General features: G+C 65.8%; 20 protein-coding genes. 6 read left to right on the forward strand and 14 right to left on the reverse strand.

Annotation, left to right across the window (positions count from 1 at the left end):
• Window position 1 precedes the first annotated feature (1 nt).
• The 3 genes from ACZY08_RS04015 (at window position 2) to ACZY08_RS04025 (ending at window position 4566) form a co-directional block, all read left to right on the forward strand.
• Window positions 2–2389 carry an ATP-binding cassette domain-containing protein gene (locus tag ACZY08_RS04015; RefSeq protein ID WP_463743289.1) on the forward strand — a complete coding sequence of 796 codons (2388 nt, stop codon included), beginning with the start codon at window positions 2–4 and terminating at the stop codon, window positions 2387–2389.
• 302 nt (window positions 2390–2691) lie between these two features.
• Window positions 2692–3423: a TMEM165/GDT1 family protein gene (locus ACZY08_RS04020; RefSeq protein WP_463743290.1), complete on the forward strand. Its 732-nt coding sequence runs from the start codon at window positions 2692–2694 to the stop codon at window positions 3421–3423.
• A 45-nt stretch (window positions 3424–3468) separates the two neighbouring features.
• Window positions 3469–4566, forward strand: a complete 1098-nt coding sequence (locus tag ACZY08_RS04025) for a phosphodiester glycosidase family protein (protein ID WP_463743291.1) — start codon at window positions 3469–3471, stop codon at window positions 4564–4566.
• A gap of 3 nt (window positions 4567–4569) precedes the next feature.
• Here the strand turns inward: ACZY08_RS04025 and ACZY08_RS04030 are convergent, their stop codons facing one another.
• On the reverse strand, window positions 4570–4848 hold the full coding sequence (locus ACZY08_RS04030) for a barstar family protein (protein ID WP_463743292.1): 279 nt from the start codon (window positions 4846–4848) through the stop codon (window positions 4570–4572).
• Window positions 4845–5273, reverse strand: coding sequence for a guanyl-specific ribonuclease (locus ACZY08_RS04035; protein WP_463743293.1), 429 nt, complete (start codon window positions 5271–5273; stop codon window positions 4845–4847). Before ACZY08_RS04035 ends, ACZY08_RS04030 begins: the two co-directional genes overlap by 4 nt.
• A gap of 92 nt (window positions 5274–5365) precedes the next feature.
• Between ACZY08_RS04035 and ACZY08_RS04040 the strand changes: the two genes are divergently transcribed.
• On the forward strand, window positions 5366–7507 hold the full coding sequence (locus tag ACZY08_RS04040) for an acyltransferase family protein (RefSeq protein ID WP_463744139.1): 2142 nt from the start codon (window positions 5366–5368) through the stop codon (window positions 7505–7507).
• Between the two features lie 6 nt (window positions 7508–7513).
• On the opposite strand, the gene ACZY08_RS04045 is transcribed toward ACZY08_RS04040, so the two are convergent.
• From ACZY08_RS04045 to ACZY08_RS04055, 3 genes are read right to left on the reverse strand one after another with little or no spacing between them, the layout of a single operon-like run.
• A complete protein-coding gene (locus tag ACZY08_RS04045; protein ID WP_463743294.1) occupies window positions 7514–9061 on the reverse strand; it encodes a carotenoid oxygenase family protein in 1548 nt (515 codons plus the stop codon).
• 17 nt (window positions 9062–9078) lie between these two features.
• On the reverse strand, window positions 9079–9726 hold the full coding sequence (locus tag ACZY08_RS04050; protein ID WP_463743295.1) for a TetR/AcrR family transcriptional regulator: 648 nt from the start codon (window positions 9724–9726) through the stop codon (window positions 9079–9081).
• Window positions 9723–10178, reverse strand: a complete 456-nt coding sequence (locus ACZY08_RS04055) for a MarR family winged helix-turn-helix transcriptional regulator (RefSeq protein WP_463743296.1) — start codon at window positions 10176–10178, stop codon at window positions 9723–9725. Before ACZY08_RS04055 ends, ACZY08_RS04050 begins: the two co-directional genes overlap by 4 nt.
• 61 nt (window positions 10179–10239) lie before the next feature.
• Here ACZY08_RS04055 and ACZY08_RS04060 point away from each other — a divergent pair, with 61 nt between their 5' ends.
• Window positions 10240–10566 (forward strand): antibiotic biosynthesis monooxygenase family protein, encoded by a 327-nt coding sequence (locus ACZY08_RS04060; protein WP_463743297.1) that lies wholly within the window; start codon window positions 10240–10242, stop codon window positions 10564–10566.
• A gap of 18 nt (window positions 10567–10584) precedes the next feature.
• Here the strand turns inward: ACZY08_RS04060 and ACZY08_RS04065 are convergent, their stop codons facing one another.
• Complete coding sequence (locus tag ACZY08_RS04065; protein ID WP_463743298.1) at window positions 10585–12750, reverse strand: AAA family ATPase; 2166 nt, start codon at window positions 12748–12750, stop codon at window positions 10585–10587.
• Window positions 12751–13248: 498 nt separating this feature from the next.
• Window positions 13249–14505: an HNH endonuclease signature motif containing protein gene (locus ACZY08_RS04070; RefSeq protein WP_463743299.1), complete on the reverse strand. Its 1257-nt coding sequence runs from the start codon at window positions 14503–14505 to the stop codon at window positions 13249–13251.
• Between the two features lie 81 nt (window positions 14506–14586).
• Here ACZY08_RS04070 and ACZY08_RS04075 point away from each other — a divergent pair, with 81 nt between their 5' ends.
• A complete protein-coding gene (locus tag ACZY08_RS04075) occupies window positions 14587–15339 on the forward strand; it encodes a hypothetical protein (protein ID WP_463743300.1) in 753 nt (250 codons plus the stop codon).
• Here ACZY08_RS04075 and ACZY08_RS04080 read toward each other — a convergent pair.
• Genes ACZY08_RS04080 through ACZY08_RS04110 form a run of 7 tightly spaced genes read right to left on the reverse strand, consistent with a single transcriptional unit; the run spans window position 15302 to window position 21742 of the window.
• A complete protein-coding gene (locus ACZY08_RS04080) occupies window positions 15302–15988 on the reverse strand; it encodes a YoaK family protein (protein ID WP_463743301.1) in 687 nt (228 codons plus the stop codon). The two genes, ACZY08_RS04075 and ACZY08_RS04080, sit on opposite strands and share 38 nt — an antisense overlap.
• A 16-nt stretch (window positions 15989–16004) precedes the next feature.
• A complete protein-coding gene (locus tag ACZY08_RS04085) occupies window positions 16005–16925 on the reverse strand; it encodes a nuclear transport factor 2 family protein (protein ID WP_463743302.1) in 921 nt (306 codons plus the stop codon).
• A complete protein-coding gene (locus ACZY08_RS04090) occupies window positions 16892–17452 on the reverse strand; it encodes a mammalian cell entry protein (RefSeq protein WP_463743303.1) in 561 nt (186 codons plus the stop codon). The genes ACZY08_RS04085 and ACZY08_RS04090 overlap by 34 nt, the downstream gene beginning before the upstream one ends.
• Window positions 17449–18426 (reverse strand): RDD family protein, encoded by a 978-nt coding sequence (locus ACZY08_RS04095; protein ID WP_463743304.1) that lies wholly within the window; start codon window positions 18424–18426, stop codon window positions 17449–17451. Before ACZY08_RS04095 ends, ACZY08_RS04090 begins: the two co-directional genes overlap by 4 nt.
• Window positions 18423–19064 carry a hypothetical protein gene (locus ACZY08_RS04100; protein WP_463743305.1) on the reverse strand — a complete coding sequence of 214 codons (642 nt, stop codon included), beginning with the start codon at window positions 19062–19064 and terminating at the stop codon, window positions 18423–18425. Before ACZY08_RS04100 ends, ACZY08_RS04095 begins: the two co-directional genes overlap by 4 nt.
• The gene (locus ACZY08_RS04105; protein WP_463744140.1) at window positions 19034–20584 is read right to left on the reverse strand and encodes an MCE family protein; all 1551 of its coding nucleotides are present in this window, start codon (window positions 20582–20584) and stop codon (window positions 19034–19036) included. Before ACZY08_RS04105 ends, ACZY08_RS04100 begins: the two co-directional genes overlap by 31 nt.
• Before the next feature lie 6 nt (window positions 20585–20590).
• On the reverse strand, window positions 20591–21742 hold the full coding sequence (locus tag ACZY08_RS04110) for a virulence factor Mce family protein (protein WP_463744141.1): 1152 nt from the start codon (window positions 21740–21742) through the stop codon (window positions 20591–20593).
• Window positions 21743–21798: the final 56 nt, after the last annotated feature.

A 21798-nucleotide genomic window follows, 5' to 3' on the forward strand; every position in this document is an offset into this window, starting at 1 on the left:
GATGACCACCAAGACCCATCCCGCCGACAGTCACGATCTGATCCGGGTCACCGGTGCCCGGGAGAACAACCTCAAGGACGTCGACATCGAGTTGCCCAAGCGCCGGTTGACGGTGTTCACCGGCGTCTCGGGGTCGGGCAAGAGCTCACTGGTATTCGACACGATCGCCGCGGAATCTCAGCGGTTGATCAACGAGACCTACAGTGCCTTCCTGCAGGGCTTCATGCCGAACCTGGCCCGCCCCGATGTCGACGTGCTCGAAGGGCTGACGACCGCGATCATCGTGGATCAGCAGCGCATGGGCACCGACCCGCGCTCCACCGTCGGCACGGCCACCGACACCGGGGCGATGCTGCGCATCTTGTTCAGCCGGCTGGGTACTCCGCATATCGGTTCGCCACAAGCCTTTTCGTTCAATGTGGCCTCGATCAGCGGGGCGGGCGCGGTGACGCTCGAGAAGGGCGGCCGCACCGTCAAGGAACGGCGTGACTTCAAGATCGTCGGCGGGATGTGTCCGCGGTGTGAGGGTCGCGGTGCGGTCAACGACATCGACCTGACCGCGCTGTACGACGACACCAAGTCGCTGAACGAGGGCGCGCTGACCATCCCCGGCTTCAGCATGGACGGCTGGTACGGCCGGATCTTCCGCGGCTGCGGCTTCTTCGATCCGGACAAACCGATCAACAAGTTCACCAAGAAGGAACTCGACGCACTACTCCACAAGGAGGCGACCAAGCTCAAGGTGGACGGGGTCAACCTCACCTATCTCGGGCTGATCCCGCAGATCCAGAAGTCGTTCCTGGCCAAGGACGTCGAGGCCATGCAACCGCACATCCGGACGTTCGTCGAGCGCGCGGTCACGTTCACCACCTGCCCGGAGTGTGACGGCACCCGACTGTCGGAGGCCGCGCGCTCGGTGAAGATCGGCGGCGTCAACATCGCCGAGGTCTGCGCGATGCAGATCACCGATCTGGCCGAGTGGCTCGGGACGGTCAAAGATACTGCCAAAGCGAAATCAGTGGCGCCACTTCTGACCGCATTGCAGCACACGCTGGACTCATTCGTCGAGATCGGGTTGGGCTATCTGTCGCTGGATCGCCCTGCGGGCACCCTGTCCGGTGGAGAAGCTCAGCGCGTCAAGATGATCCGTCACCTGGGCTCCTCCCTGACCGACGTCACCTACGTCTTCGACGAGCCAACGATCGGCCTGCACCCGCACGACATCGCCCGGATGAACAACCTACTGCTGGCCCTGCGCGACAAGGGCAACACCGTGCTGGTCGTCGAGCACAAGCCCGAGACGATCTCGATCGCCGACCATGTCGTCGACCTGGGACCCGGCGCCGGATCGGCCGGGGGTGAGGTGGTCTTCGAAGGCAGTGTGGCGAGCCTGCGGGGCAGTGACACCGTGACCGGCCGGCACCTCGGTTACCGCGCAACCCTGAAAGACGAGGTGCGGAAAACCAACGGTGCGTTGGAGATCCGCGGGGCAGACACCCACAATCTGTGCGATGTGGACGTCGACATCCCGCTGGGCGCACTGGTGGTGATCACCGGCGTGGCAGGTTCGGGCAAGAGTTCGTTGATCGACGGCTCGGTGGCCGGCCGCGACGGCGTGGTGGTGGTTGATCAGAGCCCGATCCGCGGCTCGCGCCGCAGTAACCCGGCCACCTACACGGGCCTGCTCGACCCGATCCGTAAAGCCTTCGCGAAGGCCAACGACGTCAAACCGGCGCTGTTCAGCTCGAACTCCGAGGGCGCCTGCCCGACGTGCAACGGCGCCGGGGTGATCTACACCGACCTCGGGGTGATGGCCACCGTCGAGACGACGTGCGAGGAATGTGAGGGCAGGCGATTCGGCGCCTCGGTGTTGCAGTACACCCTCGGCGGGCGCGACATCGCCGAGGTACTGGCGATGCCGGTCGGTGAAGCCGAGCAGTTTTTCGGCGATGGCGAGGCCAAAGTGCCTGCCGCACAGAAGATCTTGTCCCGGATGGCCGATGTGGGCCTGGGCTATCTGACGCTCGGGCAGCCGCTGACCACGTTGTCCGGCGGCGAGCGGCAGCGGCTCAAGCTGGCATCCCGGCTCGGGGATACCGGCGCTGACAAGGCCGACACCTACATCCTCGACGAGCCGACCACCGGCCTACACCTGGCCGACGTCGAGCAGTTGCTCGGATTGTTGGACCGGTTGGTGGATTCGGGGAAGTCGGTGATCGTGATCGAGCATCATCAGGCGGTGATGGCGCATGCCGACTGGATCATCGACCTGGGTCCGGGAGCCGGACACGACGGCGGTCGCATCGTCTTCGAGGGCACCCCGGCCGACCTGGTGGCCAAGCGTGAAACGCTGACAGGCCAGCACCTCGCCGAATATGTGGGTAGCTGAACCAGCGCGTCAGGGGACCCGAACTTTCTCGTGTCGATCCCCAAACTTATTGTCGAATAAGCACTTTCGGCGGGGCCGGTTTGCACCGGCCCCGCCGACGTGCGTATGGTGGAACGCAGCGAAGGGGAGTAGCCCCCAATCGGATACTCGACATACTGGCCGCGCAGCGATGCATCATCGGCCCGGATATCCGAACCGGTCACTGACCGGTGGGCGAGACCTTCGGCCGTAGACCAATGGTCTGCCGGCCGGAGGCATCTATTTCAGCCCCGAACGGCAGCCAACGACCGAGGAGTTGTTGAGTGCTCGCTGCTCTGCTCTTGAGCTTCGCCGTCATCTTCGTCGCCGAGCTAGGCGACAAGTCGCAGTTGATGGCCATGACCTTTGCGCTGCGGTACCGGTGGTGGGTGGTGCTCATCGGCATCACCGCGGCCACCACCGCCGTTCACCTGATCTCCGTCGCGGTCGGCCACTACCTCGGCGCGGCACTGCCCACTCACCTGCTCGGCATCCTGGCCGGCTTCGCGTTCGTGTTCTTCGGCCTGTGGACCTTGCGCGGCGACAAGCTGTCCGAGGACGAGGCGACGCGGGCCCAGCGTTCGACCGCGCCCGCGTTCTTAACGGTCACCTCGGCCTTCCTGCTCGCCGAACTCGGCGACAAGACGATGCTCGCGACGATCACGCTGGCCGCCGACAACGACTGGGTGGGGGTGTGGATCGGCTCGACCATCGGCATGGTGGCCGCCGACGCGCTGGCCATCGTGATCGGAGCGATCGCGGGCAAGCATCTGCCCGAGCGGGCGATCCAGCTGGGCGCGGCAGCCCTGTTCGTCATCTTCGGTGTCGCAATGCTGCTGGAAGGCGCCTTCCCGACGGCTCCGGTGCTGCTGACCACGGCGGGTGCGGTGGCGGTGACGGCCGTGGGCGCGGCCGGTCTACGCGCGCTGCCCGCACATTTGCGGCCGGCAGTGCTCCGCAGGGCCGATACCGCAGAGCCAGCTAACACCGATCAACCGGGTGCGATCCCGTCTTGATCCAACCGTGACCAGGCTGTTACGCATGTTGACAGAGTTTCCTGTGTGGTTATTGTGTACTTCGTGCCAGGCCTGGCAAAACTCTTCCGGCGTGCGGTCGCTACTGCGGCCGCCGTTGCCGTCTGCGCAGCGCTAGCCACCACGGGCTCCCCCGTCGCGCGCGCCGAGGACGCCAGGGCAATGCTGCTCGGGGCAATCGCCAACACCAAGGGTGCCTACCTCGTCTACAACTTCGGCGGACAGTTCGCCGCGCCGTTCCTGTCCGCCGACGGCCGCGCCTACACGCTCAACAACGGCGGCCACCTGATGACGATGAAGAACGCCTCCGGCCGGCTCAACCCGCGGCTGTTGGTCGACAGCCACCAGGGCTATCAGTCCCGCTGCGAACGCACACCGGGTGCACGCACCGGGGAAGGACTGTGGCAGGCATCGGAAACTTATGCGCCCCTTGCCGCCTGGCAGGTGCTGGGTCAGCCGACCATCGCCGTGAACGCCAACTTCTTCGACGTACGCGGCCAGAAAGGCGGCTCGTGGCGTGACACCAAATGCTCATCCCCGCTGGGCGCGTATGTGGACAACACCAGAGGTCAGGGCCGAGCGAACGCCGCGGTCACCGGAACGCTGGCCTATGCCGGCAAGCAAGGCCTGTCCGGCGGTGACGAACGCTGGGCGGCACTGGCCACCATGATCCTTCCCATGGGCGGCGCCCCGTATGTGGTGATGCCCAAGGGGGACAACGATTATGACTCGGCCTCCCCGGTAATCCAGCGACTGTTGGATCAAAATGCCAGGTTCGTCGCGGTGGCCGGCATCGGACTGCTGGCTCCCGGCGAGACGGGTCAGCTCAACGACAACGGCCCCAGCGCGGCGCGCACCGCCGTCGGCTACAACCGCGCCGCCGATCAGCTCTACGTCTTCCAGGGCGGCAGCTACACCCCGGACAACATCCAGGACCTGTTCCGCGGACTGGGCGCCGACAACGCGGTGCTGCTCGACGGCGGCGGCTCGTCGGCGATCGTGTTACGTCGCGACACCGGCGGCATGTGGAGCGGCGCCGGATCACCGCGCGGGAACTGCGATACCCGTCAGGTGCTGTGCGATTCGCGCGAGCGGGCCCTGCCGAGCTGGCTCGCCTTCAACTGATCGTCAGTTCTCCAGCCACAGGTCGACGCCCTCGGTCGTGAAGATCGACAGCACGGTGCCCCAGGTGTCTTCGCCGAGCGCATCTTTGATGTTGCGGTAGTCGGTCATGACGAACCGGAAGCGGCGGTCCTCGGGGGTGCCGAAACCACCGCGCAGGCAGTCGGCCAGCGCGTCCAGGTTCGAGCCGAAGTAGCCGCCGTCGCCATTGACCGCGCGGCCGATCTCAGTGAAGAAGTCCGCCTTGGAACCTACCTTGGTCCCGTCGATTCGATACGTCTTCACATGCCTCCGATCAGGCAGAACGATTCGTAGTGGTCACCGGTGTAGTAGTACTCGGGCGGATCGGTCTGCGGTGCTCCCCCGGTGACGATGCGCCGCTTGCCACGATGTTTGTTGCCCGGCGTCGGGACCGTGTACTCGTGGTAGTAGCCGCGCTCGTGCTTGGGCAGCCGGCCTTCGTAGTTTCCGAAGGTGACACCGTCGTTGCGGGGGTAGGGAAATGGCCCGCCGGACTGGATGAGCTCCACCGTCTTGTCCGCCTCGGGAGGCAGGCCACTCAGATCGCACGTGCCGTCCGCTGCCGCCGACTTCGTGGGTGATGCCGAGGCCGACGGCGCGGCCGGAGACGAAGTCGGTTGAGTCGGCGCGCAACAGCCCGAAAGCAGGCCGCACAGCACTGCCAGTGCCGCCATGCGTGATTTCCCCATCGGGATGAGGCTAGCAACAGGCTCGCAGTAGGCCCCGCAAATCCAGGGTCATTGACGGTTGCCGTGCGACGATCGTTACTCGAGTGAACAGAGTGATTACCTCCGCGAGGCCCGCCGCCCGCCGCGACAACACCGCGAGTGGGCGAAAATCCCTGCCGAACAAACAGTTTCGCCCCGACATCGAAGGGCTGCGGGCAGTCGCGGTACTCACCGTGGTGCTGTTCCACGCCGGAGTGCCCGGTTTCGGCGGCGGGTTCATCGGCGTCGACGTGTTCTTCGTCGTGTCGGGATTCCTGATCACGGGTCTGCTGTGGCGCGAGGCCTCGGACACCGGAACCGTTCGGATGGCGCAGTTCTATGCCGGGCGGGCCCGGCGACTACTGCCCGCCGCCGCACTCGTTCTGGTCACGACGTCGTTGGCGGCCACTGTCCTCCTCCCGCCGCTGCGGGCCCGCTCGGTGCTGGCCGACGCGATCTCCAGTGCGCTCTACGCCGGCAACTACCGCTTCGCGGTCCAGGGCACGGACTACCTGGCAGCCGAGGCGGCCGCGTCACCGCTGCAGCACTACTGGTCACTCGGCGTGGAAGAGCAGTTCTATCTGCTGTGGCCGGCGCTGATCCTGGGCACCGCGTGGCTGCTGGCCCGCAGCGGCCGGGGCACCCGTTCCGCTGTTCCGTACACGTGTGCGCTGGCGGTGGTGGCCGGCGCATCGCTCGCCCTGTCGCTGGCGTGGACCCAGACGATGCCGCCGTGGGCGTTCTTCTCCCTGCCGACCCGCGCCTGGGAGTTGGCGGCCGGCGGGCTGATCGCCTTGACGGCGGCGCACTGGCGCACCCTGCCGCCGGTCTGCGCGGCGTTGGTCGGCTGGGGTGGTCTGGCGTTGATCCTGACCACCTGTACGCAACTGGGCACCGCCACGCCGTATCCGGGTACGGCCGCATTGCTTCCGGTGATGGGCACCGCCCTGGTGATCGGGGCCGGTTGCGCGATACCCGGTCTCGGCGTAGGCCGGCTGCTGTCGAAGCCGGCGATGCGCGGCATCGGCCGGGTCTCGTACTCCTGGTACCTGTGGCACTGGCCGGTGCTGCTGTTGGCGCCCGCCCTGTTCGGCCACGGTCTGGGGTTGGCGGGCCGGCTGGCGATGATCGTGCTGTCGTTGGGCCTGGCGTTCCTCACCCTGCACCTGGTCGAGAACCCGGCTCGGTTCGCCACCGCACTCCGGGGCTCGTCGTGGCGCAGCCTGGCCGTCGGCGCGACGGCCACCGCGACAGCGGTCTGCGCGGGGTTGGTGCTCTTGGCGGTACGCCCGGTGCCCACCGGGTCCGGCCCGGCGGCGGTTCCGGTCGCTCTGATCGGACCACCCCCTGCGGCCGCTCCGACGCCGGCGCTGACGCCCGAGCAACAGATACAGGCGGCCGTCGCCGCGTCGGCCGATCTGCGCGCAGTGCCCTCGAATCTCTCACCGCCACTGGGCAATATCACCAAACCCGAGGTGTTCGTCAACGGCTGCGTCTTGTCCTGGCAGGACGTCGCCGTGCCGGACTGCGCGTCGGGCGACACCGCTTCGGCCACCAAAGTCGCCCTGATCGGCGACTCACACGCCGGAATGTGGCAACCTGCCCTGGAAACTGCCGCACAGCAGCAGCATTGGCGGTTGGAGACATTCGCGAAGGTCACCTGCCCACCCATGGCTCTGCCGATCCTCAGCCCCTACCTCGAACGCGAGTTCACCGAATGCAAGCAGTGGCGCGCTGACGTGCTGACCCGGATCGCGAAAGAGCGCCCGTCGCTGATCGTGCTCGACATGGTGCGCCGCTACGGCGCCGACTTCGGGTTCGTCAGCTACGACCCTACCTGGCTTGACGGGCTGACGCGTCTGGTGTCGCAGTTGCGCGGCACGGGTGCGCGGGTCCTGGTCCTCGGGCCGGTTCCCGATCCGCATACGACCGTGCCGACGTGCCTGTCGGCACACATGGACAACGCCTCGGCCTGCGCACCCAGCCGACCGACCGCTGTGAACGACAACGGTATTGCCGCCGAGTCCGCAGCGGTTCGCGCCGGTGGTGGCCAATACGCACGGCTGGACCAGTTCTTCTGCACCGACCAGCGCTGCCCGGTGATCGTCGGCAACACGTTGGTCTTTCGCGACGACAACCACATCACGGCCGAGTACGCGCAGTTGCTGTCGCCGGTGCTGGCGCACCTGGCTGTCAGCGCCCTGGCACCCAACTAGCCCGGGTTACAGCGCGGCCACCCGATCGGTGAACGCACCGTGATAGCTCATCGGCAGGTGGAACGGCAGCCAGGCCTCGGCGATAGGACCGGCGTCGACCCGCGGGGCGTCGAACACCATGAGCCGGCTACGGTGCTGCGTTTCGTCGTAACCCACGGTCAGCAGCCATCCGTCACTTTCGGTGGTGCTGCCGGGGCGGGGCACGAAGATCGGCTCGACCAGTTTGTGGCCAGACGGGCAGTAGGTCTGCACGCTGCCGTCGGTGTGGTTGAAGCGGCCGATCCCCTCCCCGCCGCCGTCCCCGTCCCCGGGGGCGGTCACATATGTCACCGAGTGCGGTTGAGTTGAGCGGCGCTGATCGATCTGCGGAAATTCACAGCCCATCTGGGCCAGCGGTTCGGCCAGCACACGGTCGTCGGGTGTGATGCGGAACCGGGTGAGCCGCACGGTATCCGGTACTGCCTCGGTGGGAACGTCGGCATACAACCGGGACATATCGCTGCGGCTGTCGGACCCCCAGGCCTGCATGCCGCCGAAGGTTCCGGGAGCGAACCGCGGCAACTCCACCACCACGTCGGCTCCGTCCTCATAGGCGTTGGCGTAGTGCCACATATAGAACGGGTCGGTCTCGATGACCCGGACCTTTCCGCCGTCGCGCGGGGCGAGGATGAAGTAGGACGGCTCGTTCTGCTTGAACTTCATGGCGTCCCAATAGGATTGCCGCCCCAGCAGGGCCCACGGATTGATCCGCAACGGCGACAGCATGAAGACGGCATAACGCGGGGTCAGCGCCATGTCGTGGATGAGTCCCACGCCGGGCAGCGGTACCGCCCGCAGATAGCGGGTGACGCCGCGATTGTCGGTCTCGTAGAGGCGCAGCCGCATGCGGGGAATCACCTCGTCCGCCAGTTCTTGTAGCCGCCTGATCTTTTCGGCGCGGTTCGGAGCGCCGCGGACGTGCCGCAGATCGACGCGGGGGAAGTAGGGCTCGAACCCGAAGTTCACCCGGGTGTCCGTCGTCGCGTCGTAGGTGTAGTGGGCGGAGTACGCGCCGACTGGACCCTTGAGCACCCCGTCGAGGCTGCACATCCCGATCGTGTTGAGGGTATCGAGGTCCATGCCGTGCGGACGCCCGCCCTCCCAGAGTGCGAGGAGTTGATCCTGGCAGATCATCACGTTGGTGTTGGCGGTGTTGGCCGGTAGCCGAAACGCATTGGCCCGCATGCCGCCTGGGCGCTGATAGACGAATCCACGTTTCACCATCCGGCCGGCCGCGGTGGTGGTCAGGTAGTGCTCGGTGCGGACGAAGCGGTTCTTGAACCGGACCCCGTTGCCGTCGATCGCGAAGGCGACCACCATGCCGTCCGCGTCGAACAGGCTGTCCACCCGCGATGCGCCGACGTTCCAACGGCCCGATCCGTTGCGGTAGAGCGTGCCTGTCAATCCCTGCGGGATCACGCCGGTGATCTCCGTCAGCTTGAGGTCGTATTCGCCGGGCACGTCCTCCCAATACCGCGAGGGACCGTCGATCTGGGGCGAGACGGGAGCAGCCATAAAAGACATAGTGTCTTTTATGGCTTACCGATGTCAATAGCCGAGACATCGAACGGACTGAACGGCAGGGCCGAGCCGCCGTCCCAACACAGTTTCGTGAGGTGCTCGACGAGTTCGGCACGGGGCATCGACGAATCGCGGATCCACCATTGGGCGCTCACCATGACCGAGCCGACGATCGCCCGGGCCCACGGCGCCGCTGCCGCGGTATCGGCGCCTCCCGCCGCCATCGACGCCGCCAGCATGGCCTCGACCGCGGTGGCGAGTTCATCGAAGATTCCCGGCATCTCGTGGCCGCCGACGGCGTGCACGCTCAACGCCCGGTACAGGTTCGGATCGTCCTGCATCCAGGCGCAGATGACATCGAAGAACAACGACATACGTTGGCGCAGATCGGTGGAACCGGCGGCACGCCTGGTGATCTCGATCAGCAGCCGGTGGGCCTGGCGCTCACCGAGGGCAGAGAGGATGGCCGCGCGGTTCGGGAAGACCGCATAGACGGCCGAGCGCACGAAGCCGGCTTCTTTGGCCAGCTCGGCGATCCCCACATCGGGCCCATGGGTGCGGATCGCACGCTCGGCGGCGTCGAGCAGATCCGAACGACGTTGCCCGACGTCGACGCCGGGTCCGGCCGGCCGCCCACGCCCACGCCTTACCGAAGTCACCGGTCAATCGTAGTTTCTGCCTGGACCGTCTCGAGGTTCTCCGCACAGCGCAGCAGCAGCGCCGCCAGTTCCCCTTGAGCGTTGTCCGGGATCCCGGTCAGCATCTCCCGCTCGACGCGGAGCACCGTTGCGTGCGCCTCAGTCAGTCGACGCTTGCCCGCCGGCGTCAACTGCAACGCTCGGGCACGGCCGCGTTGTGGACCGGATGAATCCTGCACCAGAGCGGCGGTGCGCAGGCCGGCCAACACGTCCTGTAACGACTGCCGGGTGACGAAACACAGCCGTGCCAGTTCCGCGGCCGACGCCAGCGGATGGTCGGCCAGCGCGCGCAGCACCGCATACTGCGACATCGAGATTCCGGTGCCCCGCAGCGCGCCATCGCAATTGCGGCGCAAGCCCTGCTGTACGCGTTTCACGAGATAGCCGACGCCGCGTTCCACATCCTGGGTCATGACAGGAACCTTACAACGGTGCTATGGTCGACGTTGTAAGGAACCTGACATAGGAGGAATCGTGACGACCATCCGCGAACACAGCCCCCACGCCACCCTCGTCAACGTGTTCACCGTGGAGCCGCATCGGGCGACCGAACTCGTTGCGCTGCTGCAACAGGCGACTGAGGACGTGATGCGCTATGTCCCCGGATTCATCGCTGCCAACATCCATTTGAGTACGGACGGCACCCGCGTGATCAACTACGCGCAGTGGCGCAGTGCCGAGGACTTCCAAGCCATGCTCGCCGATCCGAGCGCACGGGAGCACATGAGCCGGTGCGCAGGTATCGCAACCAGTTTCGACCCCCACATCTACACCGTGGAATCGGTGCACCAGGCGGGCTGATGTGGGTTGCGTCAGGCGTCAGGCGGCATCTTTCTTCTCGGCCTTTTTCTCGGCCTTTTTCTCGGGCTTCACTGAATCGCCGGCCTTCTTGACGTTGCTCTTCATGTCGTTGACCGCCTTCTCCGCGCCCTTCTGGATGCCGTCGGCGGCCGACTGGATCTGCTTGCGCCCATCCTCGGCGAGCTTGTTCACGCGGTCCTGAGCATCCTTGACCGACTTGGCAGTCCGTTCTCGCGCTTTCTCGGCCGAAACCTTCGCACGCTCACGGGCCTCCGTCACCGACTTCTCGACCCCTTGGCGAGCGTCGTCGGCTGCGGTGGTCAGCTTCTTGGTGCCGTCTTGGACGTTCACCTTCGAATCGTCGACGACCGAGTCGTCCGCAGCAGATTTCAGGTTTACCGTGTCCGTGCCGACATTGGTCTGCGCGATGCTCTGCGGTTCGAAGCTTGTCTTCGCAAGGCTCTGTGTCCCAACGTTGTTCAGCGCGCCGGTGAGCGCTGAGAGGTCCAGCCCGGACAGGCTCGACGAGCCACCGACACCCAGCAGCCCCAGCAGGGTCTTGATGGGATTGGACACCGGGGTTTGGCTCACCAGGCCATCGCTGATCGCCTTCTGCATGCCGGTGACGAGGTTGGCGACCAGGTGCCCGGGCACCTGGCCCCAGTCGACATCCGCCGGGAGGGTTCCGAAAGCTGTTGGCACATCGGCTTCGTCGAGTGAGCGCTCATAGACGCCCGTTGTCGGGTTGTAGGACACATCGGTGTAGCCGAGGTTGACCAGGCTGGTGAGCACCGGGCTCAGCGCCGTGCCGATCGGGTTGTTGAGGTTCGCCCCGGTGAGCAGGTTGACGACGTCATACGCCAGATACGTCGGCTCCAGCAGCGGCAGGCTGTTGGCCGGGATCGTGATGTAGATGTTCAGCTTGGGCCCCAGCTGCGGGTTGTCCCCCGGATTGGCCAGGTAGTCCGTGACGTCTGCGCCGAGTTGCGATACGACTTGGTTGATCAGCACCGTGCTCAGCGTGTCGAGCGACTGATTCCGCAGGATGTAGCTCGGAAACAGACCTGCCGCAACATTGTTGGCCATCGTGAACGGGTTGGGCCAGGCGGCGAAGTCGGAGAGCGGCAGGTACTCGGCCGTGGCGTCGATCTTGATCGGGATCAGGTTGGCGCCCCCAGGGGTGAGCCCGAACAACGGGATGTCGCCGACCACGGGGATGCCGGCGACGATGCTGGTCCCGCTGCTCTGCACCTGGGTATCGGGTGTCACCGTGTCGATCCCGAGCAACCCGAAGAGCGGATACGCCCGCGCCAGGATGCCGCCGTTGGCCCGACCCGGGTTGTCGATCAGGATCATCGGCAGGATAGTGAAACTGCCCAGCAGCGGGTTGGTGCCGACGTAGTTGGCGCCCCCGGGCTGATTCGGCAGATCGTCGACCACCTGTTGGTACGCCGCCCCCGCGGCGAATGCACCGAAGCCCCAGCCCGCCACGATGGGGATCCGCACATCGGCGGCATTCGTGCTGAGGTCCGGCAGTTCGATGCCAATCGCTCTGAGCGCAACGCGGATTGCCAGGAGCCCGGCGCCACTAGTGGGAAGACCAAGCGCGTCAAAGATCGACTCGAGGCTGACATCGAGGTAAGGCGTGTTGTTGATCTCGTCGGCCACCGAATTCGGGAACGACGGCACCCACCCGAGGTCGACGCCGAGCAGACGGATGAGGGTGAAGAGTCCGCCGGTCGTGATCACGTTGATCCCGGCCGAGGACAGTGGATCGTCGAGATTGATTCCGAGAAGGCCCTCGACGTCGACGGGCAGTGCCCCCAGCGCCCCACCCAATACATCGTTGAGTGCGCCCTTGACGGGGGTGGTCGGATCGATCCCGGCTGCCTGCAGGAGGGCCAACAGGTTGAAGTTGTCGACGAACGCCGTCTCAAGCTGCGCACCGACGGTCTGGAACTGGTTGTAGACCTGGGTTCCGAGCCCACCCGTTAGGTCCGGGATCTGGTCGGGCGGTGGGAAGATCTGGACCCCGGCTTGCAGCCGGACGTCGCGCTGAACCGCGGCGGCCTGGGCCGGCGGCGGAGCAATACCAACCGTAAGCGCGGTAACTGTTGCGGTTGCCGCACCGAGAGTTGCAACCCTCTTGACGTGCCGCCGCTGCCTACGGTGTTTGACTGCCATCTGACCAGTCCTTTCGGCCGTCTTCTCAGGTTGATCTCAGGCAACTTAACACTCTTGTGACCTTTGTCACTGCATTGCTGAAAAGAATTTTCGTCTTCAATTTCGCGTCCGCCGCAAACCTTGAAGGGGTACCTTTATCGGGCCTGTGCTGGGCATCCAGATATTGACGAGTGTGCCAGTTATCGAGCGCGTATCGGTTCACCCGGAGGCGCAACGTTGCTGTGTGCCACCGCGGGGCTGGTTCGGACGCGGCGGTCCGAAGGACCGACTCCTTCGTACCCGTCCGGCCCGAACACTCGCGCTGCCTGCGCCGTGGCGATATCCATGCAGGCACTGCGGTCCCAATGATGTTGCGTCCTAGCTGATTACCGGGAGCATCCCGACTTCGGCCCGCGCGGCCGCACTCATGGCGGCGCCAGGTGTCACCCTCGTCGTCCGCACAAATGACACCGGTACATGGTGGACGGCTACGCCTGATCCACGACGTATTCCCCTGACCTACGCCGCTTTCGGTGGGGGTTGGGGTTGGAAGGGTGGGTACCACCACCAGTCGGCGCGTTCACCGGTCGGTCCCGGACACGGCGGGACGTCGGGTGGCGGTGTGGTCGGCGGGCGCGCCAACGACCCGCCGTGTAGCTGTTTCCCGGCACTGTCGGTGACGACCAGTCGGTGGGCGGGGCCGGTGATGGTGATGCCGCCCCGGTGATGCAAGCGGTGGTGATAGGGACAGACCAGCACCAGGTTGTCCAGGTCGGTGGTGCCGCCGTCTTCCCAGTGCACGATGTGGTGGGCGTGCAGGCCGCGGGTGGCTCCGCAGCCGGGCACCACACAGCAGCGGTCACGGTGCTCCAGTGCCCGACGCAGCCGGCGGCTGATGGTGCGGGTGGTGCGGCCGGCGCTGATGGGTTGGCCGTTGCGTTCGAGCCAGACCTCGCAGGTGGTGTCGCACAATAGATACTGACGTTCGTCATCGGACAACACCGGGCCCAGATGCAGGGCGGCGATGCAGTCGGTGACATTCAGATGCATTGCGACGGTGGTGTGCTGGCCGTGCGGCCGGCGGGCGACTTCGGTGTCCCAGCCGGCTTCGACCAGACTCATGAACGCATCCACACTGTCGGGGAACGGCGGCGCCCCCTCGGTGTCCTCGTCGGTGTCGTCTGCCTCGTGGTCGCGTTTCCACTCGGCAACCAATGCGTCGTGATGGGCTTGGCGGGCGGCATCGAACTTGGCGGCGTCCAGACGCGGCAAGGTGATCCGGTAGGTGGTGTGCCCGTCGCCCTCGACCCGAGTGAAGGATCGCCGAGGTTCAGGTTTCGCGTCAGGCTCGGGGCGTGGCTCGAGCTTGACCGCGGTACGTAACTGCCTGACGGTGGCGACGGCGGCCAACTGCGCATAATGCTCATCGGAACCGTCCGCCGCTTTCTCGGCGATCACTCCGACCTGATCCAGCGACAGTCGGCCCTCACGCATCCCTTGCGCACAGCTGGGGAACTCCTCGAGCCGACGCGCGACAGCGACCATGACCTCGGCGTTGCGTGGGGTTATGCCGGTCTTCCAGGCCACCAACGATTCGATCGAGCGGGCGCCGGTGGCCCCGCACAACTCGTCACGGTCCAGTTCGGCGACGATCTCGATGATGCGTCCGTCGATGGCGTTGCGTTGACCGCACAGCTGCGACAACTCGTCGAACAACACCTCCGTACGCTGGGCCGGGTTTACCCCAGCGGCGAAAGTGGTTGCCGTCGAAGACACAACACCATGATCGCAAAGGGGTCCGACAAGTTTTTGGACGTCAACGACCGACCACCGCAAACATCGGGCAAGATAGCTGGGATGGGGATAAACCTGCTGCCTTCTACGCACCTCTCGGACGCTGACGTCGCGGGCGCGCTCGAAAATGCGGTAGCCGTGATCAACCCCGTACTCGATATCTTCACCCGATTCGACCCACTCGGGCTGCGGCGACGCACCCACCGCGAGGAACCCGCCGAGGGCGCCGTCGGCAAGTCCCTCGACATCGCGGCCGCGTTGCTCAACTTCGCCGAACTGCCGGGCACCAAGGCCTGGGCCGAGATGGATCAGGACGGGCACGTGAAGTGGTGGGTGCATCGTGCGGGCGCGGTCACCACGATCCTCGTCGCCTTCCCCGGAGCGCTCGGGGCCATCGCTGATCGGCTTCCTATTCAGGACTTCCTGGGCTTCTCCAACCAGGCCATCGTGCTGTGCGCGGTGGCACGCGAAGACGGCGTGACCGACCACGACGACCAGGTGCAGCTGCTGGGCGCGGTGCTGTGCGACCGTCAACTCGCCGACACCGATGCCGACTCGGTAGCCGACGATCCCGAGACAGCGCACCCGTCGTCGCTGCCCGCGAAGCTCTGGGAATTCGCCGGCACGCTCCGCGCGTTGGGTGACGAACTCACGAAAAGGCCACACCCCCAAAAGCTTTACCGCTACCTCGGGATGCTGCCCGGCGTCGGCGCGGTAGCCGACTACTTCGGCGAGTTCACCGCCCTGCGGCACGCGGCCGATGAGGGCGCGGCGTGGGTCAGCGCGCATTCTCCACAGGCGCCGGCCCGAACCTGAAGATCAGCGCGCTGATGGCCACCACCACCGCCGCTGCTCCGATCACGGGCGCTACGGTGAACTGCGAGATCGTCCCGCCGAGCACCGCACCGCCGCACATCGTCAACACCACGCCGTAACGCAGCTTCTCACGGTCGCCGGTGCCGCCGGCCAGCCTGCTGTCGAAGCCGAGACCGACGATCGTCTGCGTCAGCACCGTGGTGCTCAATTCCTGGATGCCGAACTGACGCGCCGTCGCGTTCTGGATCCCGAACGTCATCGCGAGAACGATGAGGATCAATTTCCGGTTGTCGTCATAGGCCAGCACTCCCGTTCCGCAGAGAATCGAAAGCACGGTCAGCAGAACGACTTCCACACCCAGCGCAGTGGTCAGCCAGTTCCGCACATGACTGTCGAGATGGCGCCGCAGCCGCCCACCCACCACAGTGCCCAGCACGAACCCGGCGAACGCGACCAGGGCCCCCGTCACGTCTACGCCCGAGTGCGGCACGAACCAGAAGCCCAGGAAGATCACGTTTCCGGTCATGTTCGCGACGAACACGTGTCCCAGCACCAACACGCTGACCGCGTCGACGATTCCGGTCGCGCACGTCAGCAACAGCAGGGCCACAACGGTTGACCGCTGCGTCACCGGTGAGGCGATGGCCATGCTTACATCCTCGCCGCTACAGCTGCGGAGACAAGTCCAATTGGGTCAAAGCGGGCATCTGGGTGATGCGCCAGTCCCCGTCGGTGCGCTGCAATGTCAGCCGATACGACGAATACCGCAGCGACGGAATGTTCTTGGTAACCGGACTCGTCGACACAGTGTTGGTGTAGACGATCGCGGTGGCCTCATCGCCGCCGATGGTCTCCACCGCGGTGCCCATCACCTCGGTGTTGTTGGTGACCTTGGCCTGCTTGTTGGTGGGGACGATCGAATCGATCAGCTGCCGGTACTGGTTGGCGAAGTCGCTCGACAGATACTTTGCGGCCCGGTCCGGCAGGCTGTCGATGTTGTCCGGGTTGTAGGTCCACAACGTGGTGATCGCATCGGCCGACGTCTTCGCCACTTGGAGCTTGGTCGCCACCAATGCCCGGTCGGCCAGGTACGGCTGGAGCATCGCACCACCGAAGGCACCGGCCGCGACGAACACCACGGCGGCACCCGCGGCGAAGTACGTGAGGCGCTTGCCGGCCTCGCGATGCGGAACCAGAACCTCGTCCTCGGCCGGTTCAGCGTCCGGCACCTCCGCCTCAGTCACCTCAGCCTCAGCCTCAACGTCGGCATCGGCATCGGCATCGGGCTCAGCTTCGGACTCGACGGCAGCGTCAGGTTCGGCGCCCGACTCAGGTTCTACGTCACCTTCGGACTCGACGTCACCTGCGGGCTCGACGACGGCCTTGCGGCCCGACTTGCCCGTCGGGGTCCGACGCTCCGGAGCGGACTCCGCATCCGCGGCATCATCGGCTTCAGAGGCAGACTCCGAGACCGGTTCCGCTACCACCGCCTCAGTACGGCGACGCCGCCCGAAACGCAGTCTGCGGCGCGGCTTGTCAGGCTCGCCGGTGGTCAGATCACCTGAATCAGCTGGCTGATCTTCCACTGCTGTCCTTCCCAAATCGTCGTCGCAACCCAGCGGCTACCGCTTTCGATGACGGACTTGCCGTCCGCGGTTCGGGTGCTGATCTTCGTGGAGACCAGAACGTCGGCGCTGCCGTTGTCGTTCCAGCGTTGGATGCCGGCGTCCAGCACGGTGCCCTCCGTCGGCTCGGCGCGCGCTACCTGAACGACGATCTCGTTCTGCTTCTCGGAGAACATCTTTCGGAAGTCACCGGTCGCCTGCTCCTTGATGCGGTCCGCGTAGTCGTTGGCGTGGTACGGATCGAGCGTCGTATAGATCGTCATGAACTCGCGCACGTAGTCGAGCGCCCCGGCGCCCTTGATCTCGGCACGGCGATCGGATTCGTGACGCACCAAGATCAGGGTGCTGCCGGCGATGGCGGCCGCGATGAGCAGGGCGGAGAGCATGCCGACGATCGGCAGACCCCAGCGGATGGGTTCCTTGGGTTCCTTGGGCTCGACCGCGAAGTAATCGGGCTCGTCGGCCTCGATCCGGCGACGCGGGCTCACTGTCCGCCCCCGTTCAGCACCGGCCGCTTGAGCACCGTGAGGTTGTCGACGAGCCAGTGATCATCGGACTTCTTGAACTCGACCCGCACCGTCGCGGTGATGAACTTCAGTTCCTGTGGGTTGGTACCGCGTTGGCCCTGGAGCGCCACCAGCATGTTCGCCGCATCAGTGGTCACGCCCGGCAGCACCGCGCTGCTGACGGCCCAGTAGTCGTTGGTGGTCGGCCCGGCCTTGCGCACCGCGTCCTGCTGGGTGACCAACTGCTGCCGATAGTTTTCGGTGGCCAGTGACTGCGCCTTGGTGAAATCCGCATCGACGGAATCGACCCCATAGCTGAGCAGCTGCTCGACGATGCGCGGGCCCTGCTCGGCGATCTGCGCGCGGGCCTGATCCACTGCCCGATCCTCGCGGTACACAGCCAGGTATCCCACGCCGCACGCGATTCCGCTGAGCAGCGCAAGTGCCAGCAGCATCGCACCGACACCACGCCGGACGTTGCGCTCGGGCCGTTCGACGCGGCGCACCTCGGTGCTGGTCAGCAGATCGGCAAACGTGCGGTTGCGCGAATCCCACAGCGGCCACAACCAGCCCACGAACACCGCCGCGGTATCCAGCAGATGCGCGAGATCACGCAGCAACAGCCGCCCGAGACCGGCGTCGCCGGCCGGTGAGACCACCCGGATGCCGAATACCGACCGACCCGGGCTCCAGCCCGTGAGAGCCGGCAGCAGAACGCGATTCACCGCGGCAACGGCGACCAGCAGGACCAACGCCCCGGCGTAGACCGCCCACCACAACCACTCGCCCAATGCCGTCGCCTGAATGACGAGCATCAACGTCACGATCAACCCGGCAGGCGCCAGCACGTCGATCGCCAACGCCCCGGCCCGGGACGGCCACGACGCCAACCGCGCCTGGTCCGTCCCGGTGACCTCGGTGGCCACCGGACCGGCGTTGTCCAGCACAGCGGTCACGACGTGACCTGGTCGAGCCGTGCGACCTTGTAGTTGCCGTCCTCGGCGCGGGCCATCTTCACCCGCAACCGATAACCCTGCTCTTCATCCGACTTCTCGCTGTTGGTGACCAGCACCCGTACCGCGACCAGCAGGTCCATCGACCCGTCGTCGTTGTGCTTCTCCACCGCCGCCCGCAGGTCGGAAACCTTCACCTGAACGTTGGCGGCCTGGTATGCGTCGAGCAGCATGCCACTGTAGAGACCGGCCTGCGCGCCGAAGTCACCCGTCGCGCATTCGATGATCTTGGTCTGGGCCTCGATCATCGCCTGGGTGTTGGGCGCCTGCGTCGCCGTCACACAGTCCGTGGCCGCCTGCAAGGCCTCGGCCTCGTCGCCGGCGATCCGTTCACTGTCCTGATGAGCGCGCAGGGCCAGGTAGCCACCGACACCGACGGCGGCCGCCAAGACCAGCAACCCGGCAAGGATCGCCGCCAGCCAGCCCCGCCCCAGTCGCGAAGGACGCGATGCGGCCTCCTCAGCGTCCGTGGCTGAGATCGGATCAACGATCTCGGTGAGAGCCTCCGCTTGCGGTTCGGTGGTGTGGGGATCCTGCTGGTCGGCGAGGTTCAGCTGGCTGGTGCCAGCATCTCCTTCCATCCGTCATCTCCTGGTTTATTCGAGTTGGTGACGGAGTACTTCACACCGCCGGGACCGACCACCTCACCGCTGGACGGACTATAGGTGGCGGTCGAACCTGCTGCCGGAGTGTAGATGCAGGGGTTCGGCTGCTGTCCACTACAACTCACATTGCCACCCCGCGGCGCGGTCAGCGGATCGCTGCGCATCGCCGATGATTCCGGTGGTGGAAGCTGACTTGCCGGCAACGGGTTCAGCCCATTATTCACCGAAGGCGCGGGGATCACCCGACCCGGATCGACGGGCTGATCGCAGCGCGCGGCCGGGGCCGGGCAATTGCGGATCTGATTCGGGTCGCCGTACCACGGGTTGGTACCCAGCGGCTGGTAGGGCTCCTCGCTGTGGCACTCCGCCGGTGAGGCGGCCCGCTTGCCGGGCACATCGGCACACGGGTAGTTACGCGCACCGCGCACCGCGTTGGGCGCATCCTTGGGGATCTTGCAGTACAGGCCCGACGGCAACGGTGCCGTGGACGTGTCCGCGGGGGAACGCCACTGTGAGGCGGGCAGGAACCCGGTCAGACACGGCGGCGGCATGTTGATGCCGAGACCGAAGTGGAGCAGGCCCTTGGGCGCGAAGATCGTCGCGGTCTGGGCGACGGCACCACCCTGAGGCAGCGCCACCAGCACCTGCTCGACGTTCTTGTTGTACCGCTTGAGCATGTCGATGACGATTTCCAGGTTCGCCAGCGTCTGCGGCAACGATTCCTGCACGTCACCGAACACCGAGTTCAGCTGATCAGCTGTCGGCGCCGCCTGCTGGATGCCGCTGCGCAACGCGGCGTCGTTCTGGGCACTCTGTGCGGCCAGCGTGTTCAGGTTCTTGGCCCACCGCGAGATCGCGTCGCCCGAATTCACCTGACTGTCGATGATCGGTCCGGAGTTCTCGACGATGTCGTTGACCGACCCGATGTTGTCCTTGAAGTCACCGGCGATCGCCTGGGTGGAATCGACCAGATGCTGCAGTGACGGTCCCAGCCCACCTACCGCTGTGGCTGTTTCGTCGAGCAGCGTCGCGATCTTCTCCTTCGGCAGCGCCGCCAGGCCCTTCTGCGCGGCGTCCAGCGACGGGCCCACCTCGGCGGGCACGGTGCCGATCTGGATCGTGTCGCCGTCGCGGAAGTACTCTTTCGCGCCGTCCTTGGAGACCAGGTCGATGAACTGCTCACCCACCGCCGACACCGAGTGCACATTGGCGCTGGCGTCGATCGGCACCCGGAACTGGTTGTAGATGTTCATCTTGACGTGGGCGCCCTGCTCGGTGGGCTCCACCGAGGTGACCTTGCCGATCGTCGTTCCGCGATAGGTGACGTTGGCCGTGGCGTACAAACCGCCCGAATTCGGGAGGTTGGCATTCAGCTGGTACATCCCGACCCCGGCCCAGGTGGGCAACCGTAGGTAGATCAGCGCCAGCACGACCAGGGCGATCACGGTCAGCACGGTGAACAGAACGAGCTGCATCTTGATGAAGCGGGTCAGCAACATGTCTCACTCCCCCCTTTCCACAAGCGGGCCACCAGGTGCGTCGTGCGGGTTCGGCGTGAACCGCACGTCCGGGATCATCGTCGCCGGATCTCGGCCCCACGCCTGCTCCAGTGCGCGGAGCATGCCCGAGACACCGGTGCCGGACAGGAACGCGTTGTCCACCGAGCTCAACGTCAGATCGATCGTCAGCGACACGTTGATGTAGTCGCCGCGGACCGCCTTCGGGATGTTCTCGATGTTGAACGGCACCGTCAGGATCAGCTTGAGCGCCTCGACCAGGTACGGAGCCGAGCGTGCCAACTGCTTGAGCGGCCGCTGCAGGTTCTGCAGGTTGGTGTGCAGGTTGGCGTTGCTGTTCGACAACGTGTCGTCAGCGGCCTTCGACAACCGGCCCAGCGAGGTCACCGCGTCGGCGAACAACTCCCGCGTATCCGCGAAGTGCTGGATCAGCGGCGGGAACTCCGTCAGCACACGATCCAACGTGTCGTTTCGCGCCGCAACGATGTTCAACAGCCGGTTGGTCGAATCAATCGCCCGGGTGATGTCGTTGCGCTGCTGGTTGAGCTCGTCGGTGAACGTGTCGAGCCGGCCCAGGAAGTCGCGGATCTGATCGGCGCGACCGTTGAGGATGTTGAACACCTCGGTCTGGATGGTCTCGATGTTCGGGATGCCACCGCCGGTCAGGATGCCGGAGATCCCGGCCAGTGTCCGCTCGATCGTCGGATAAGCCGACGAGTGCTCCAGCGGAATGGTGTCCCCGTTCCGCAACTTCTCATCGGACGGCTTCGCCGGCGGGTTGAGCTCGATGTGCTGCGAACCCAGCAAGCTGGTCTGGCCGATCTTGGCCTCGGTGTTCTTGGGCAGCACGATGCCCGGCTCCAGGTCCAGGGTCAACGTCGGAACCCAGTTGATCAGCTCGATCTTGCGGACCCGGCCGACAAAGACATCGCGCACCCGCACGCGGCTGTTGGCGTTGAGTGCCAACGTCTCCGGCATCTGCACGTACACCGTGGTGTGACCGGACTCGGTGCCCGGCCCACCCGGCAGCGGCACGTTGGCGACACCGCGCCACTGCCCACACGAGGTGAGGATCAGCGCGGACGCGGACAACACCGCGACGCGCCGACCGACGCGACCCCATTTGCGTGTCTTCATCCGACCCGTCGGTTCTTCGCGCAAGCGGCTCATCAGACCCGTCGGTTCTTCGCGCA

Source organism: Mycobacterium sp. IDUB_9 (assembly GCF_055419505.1).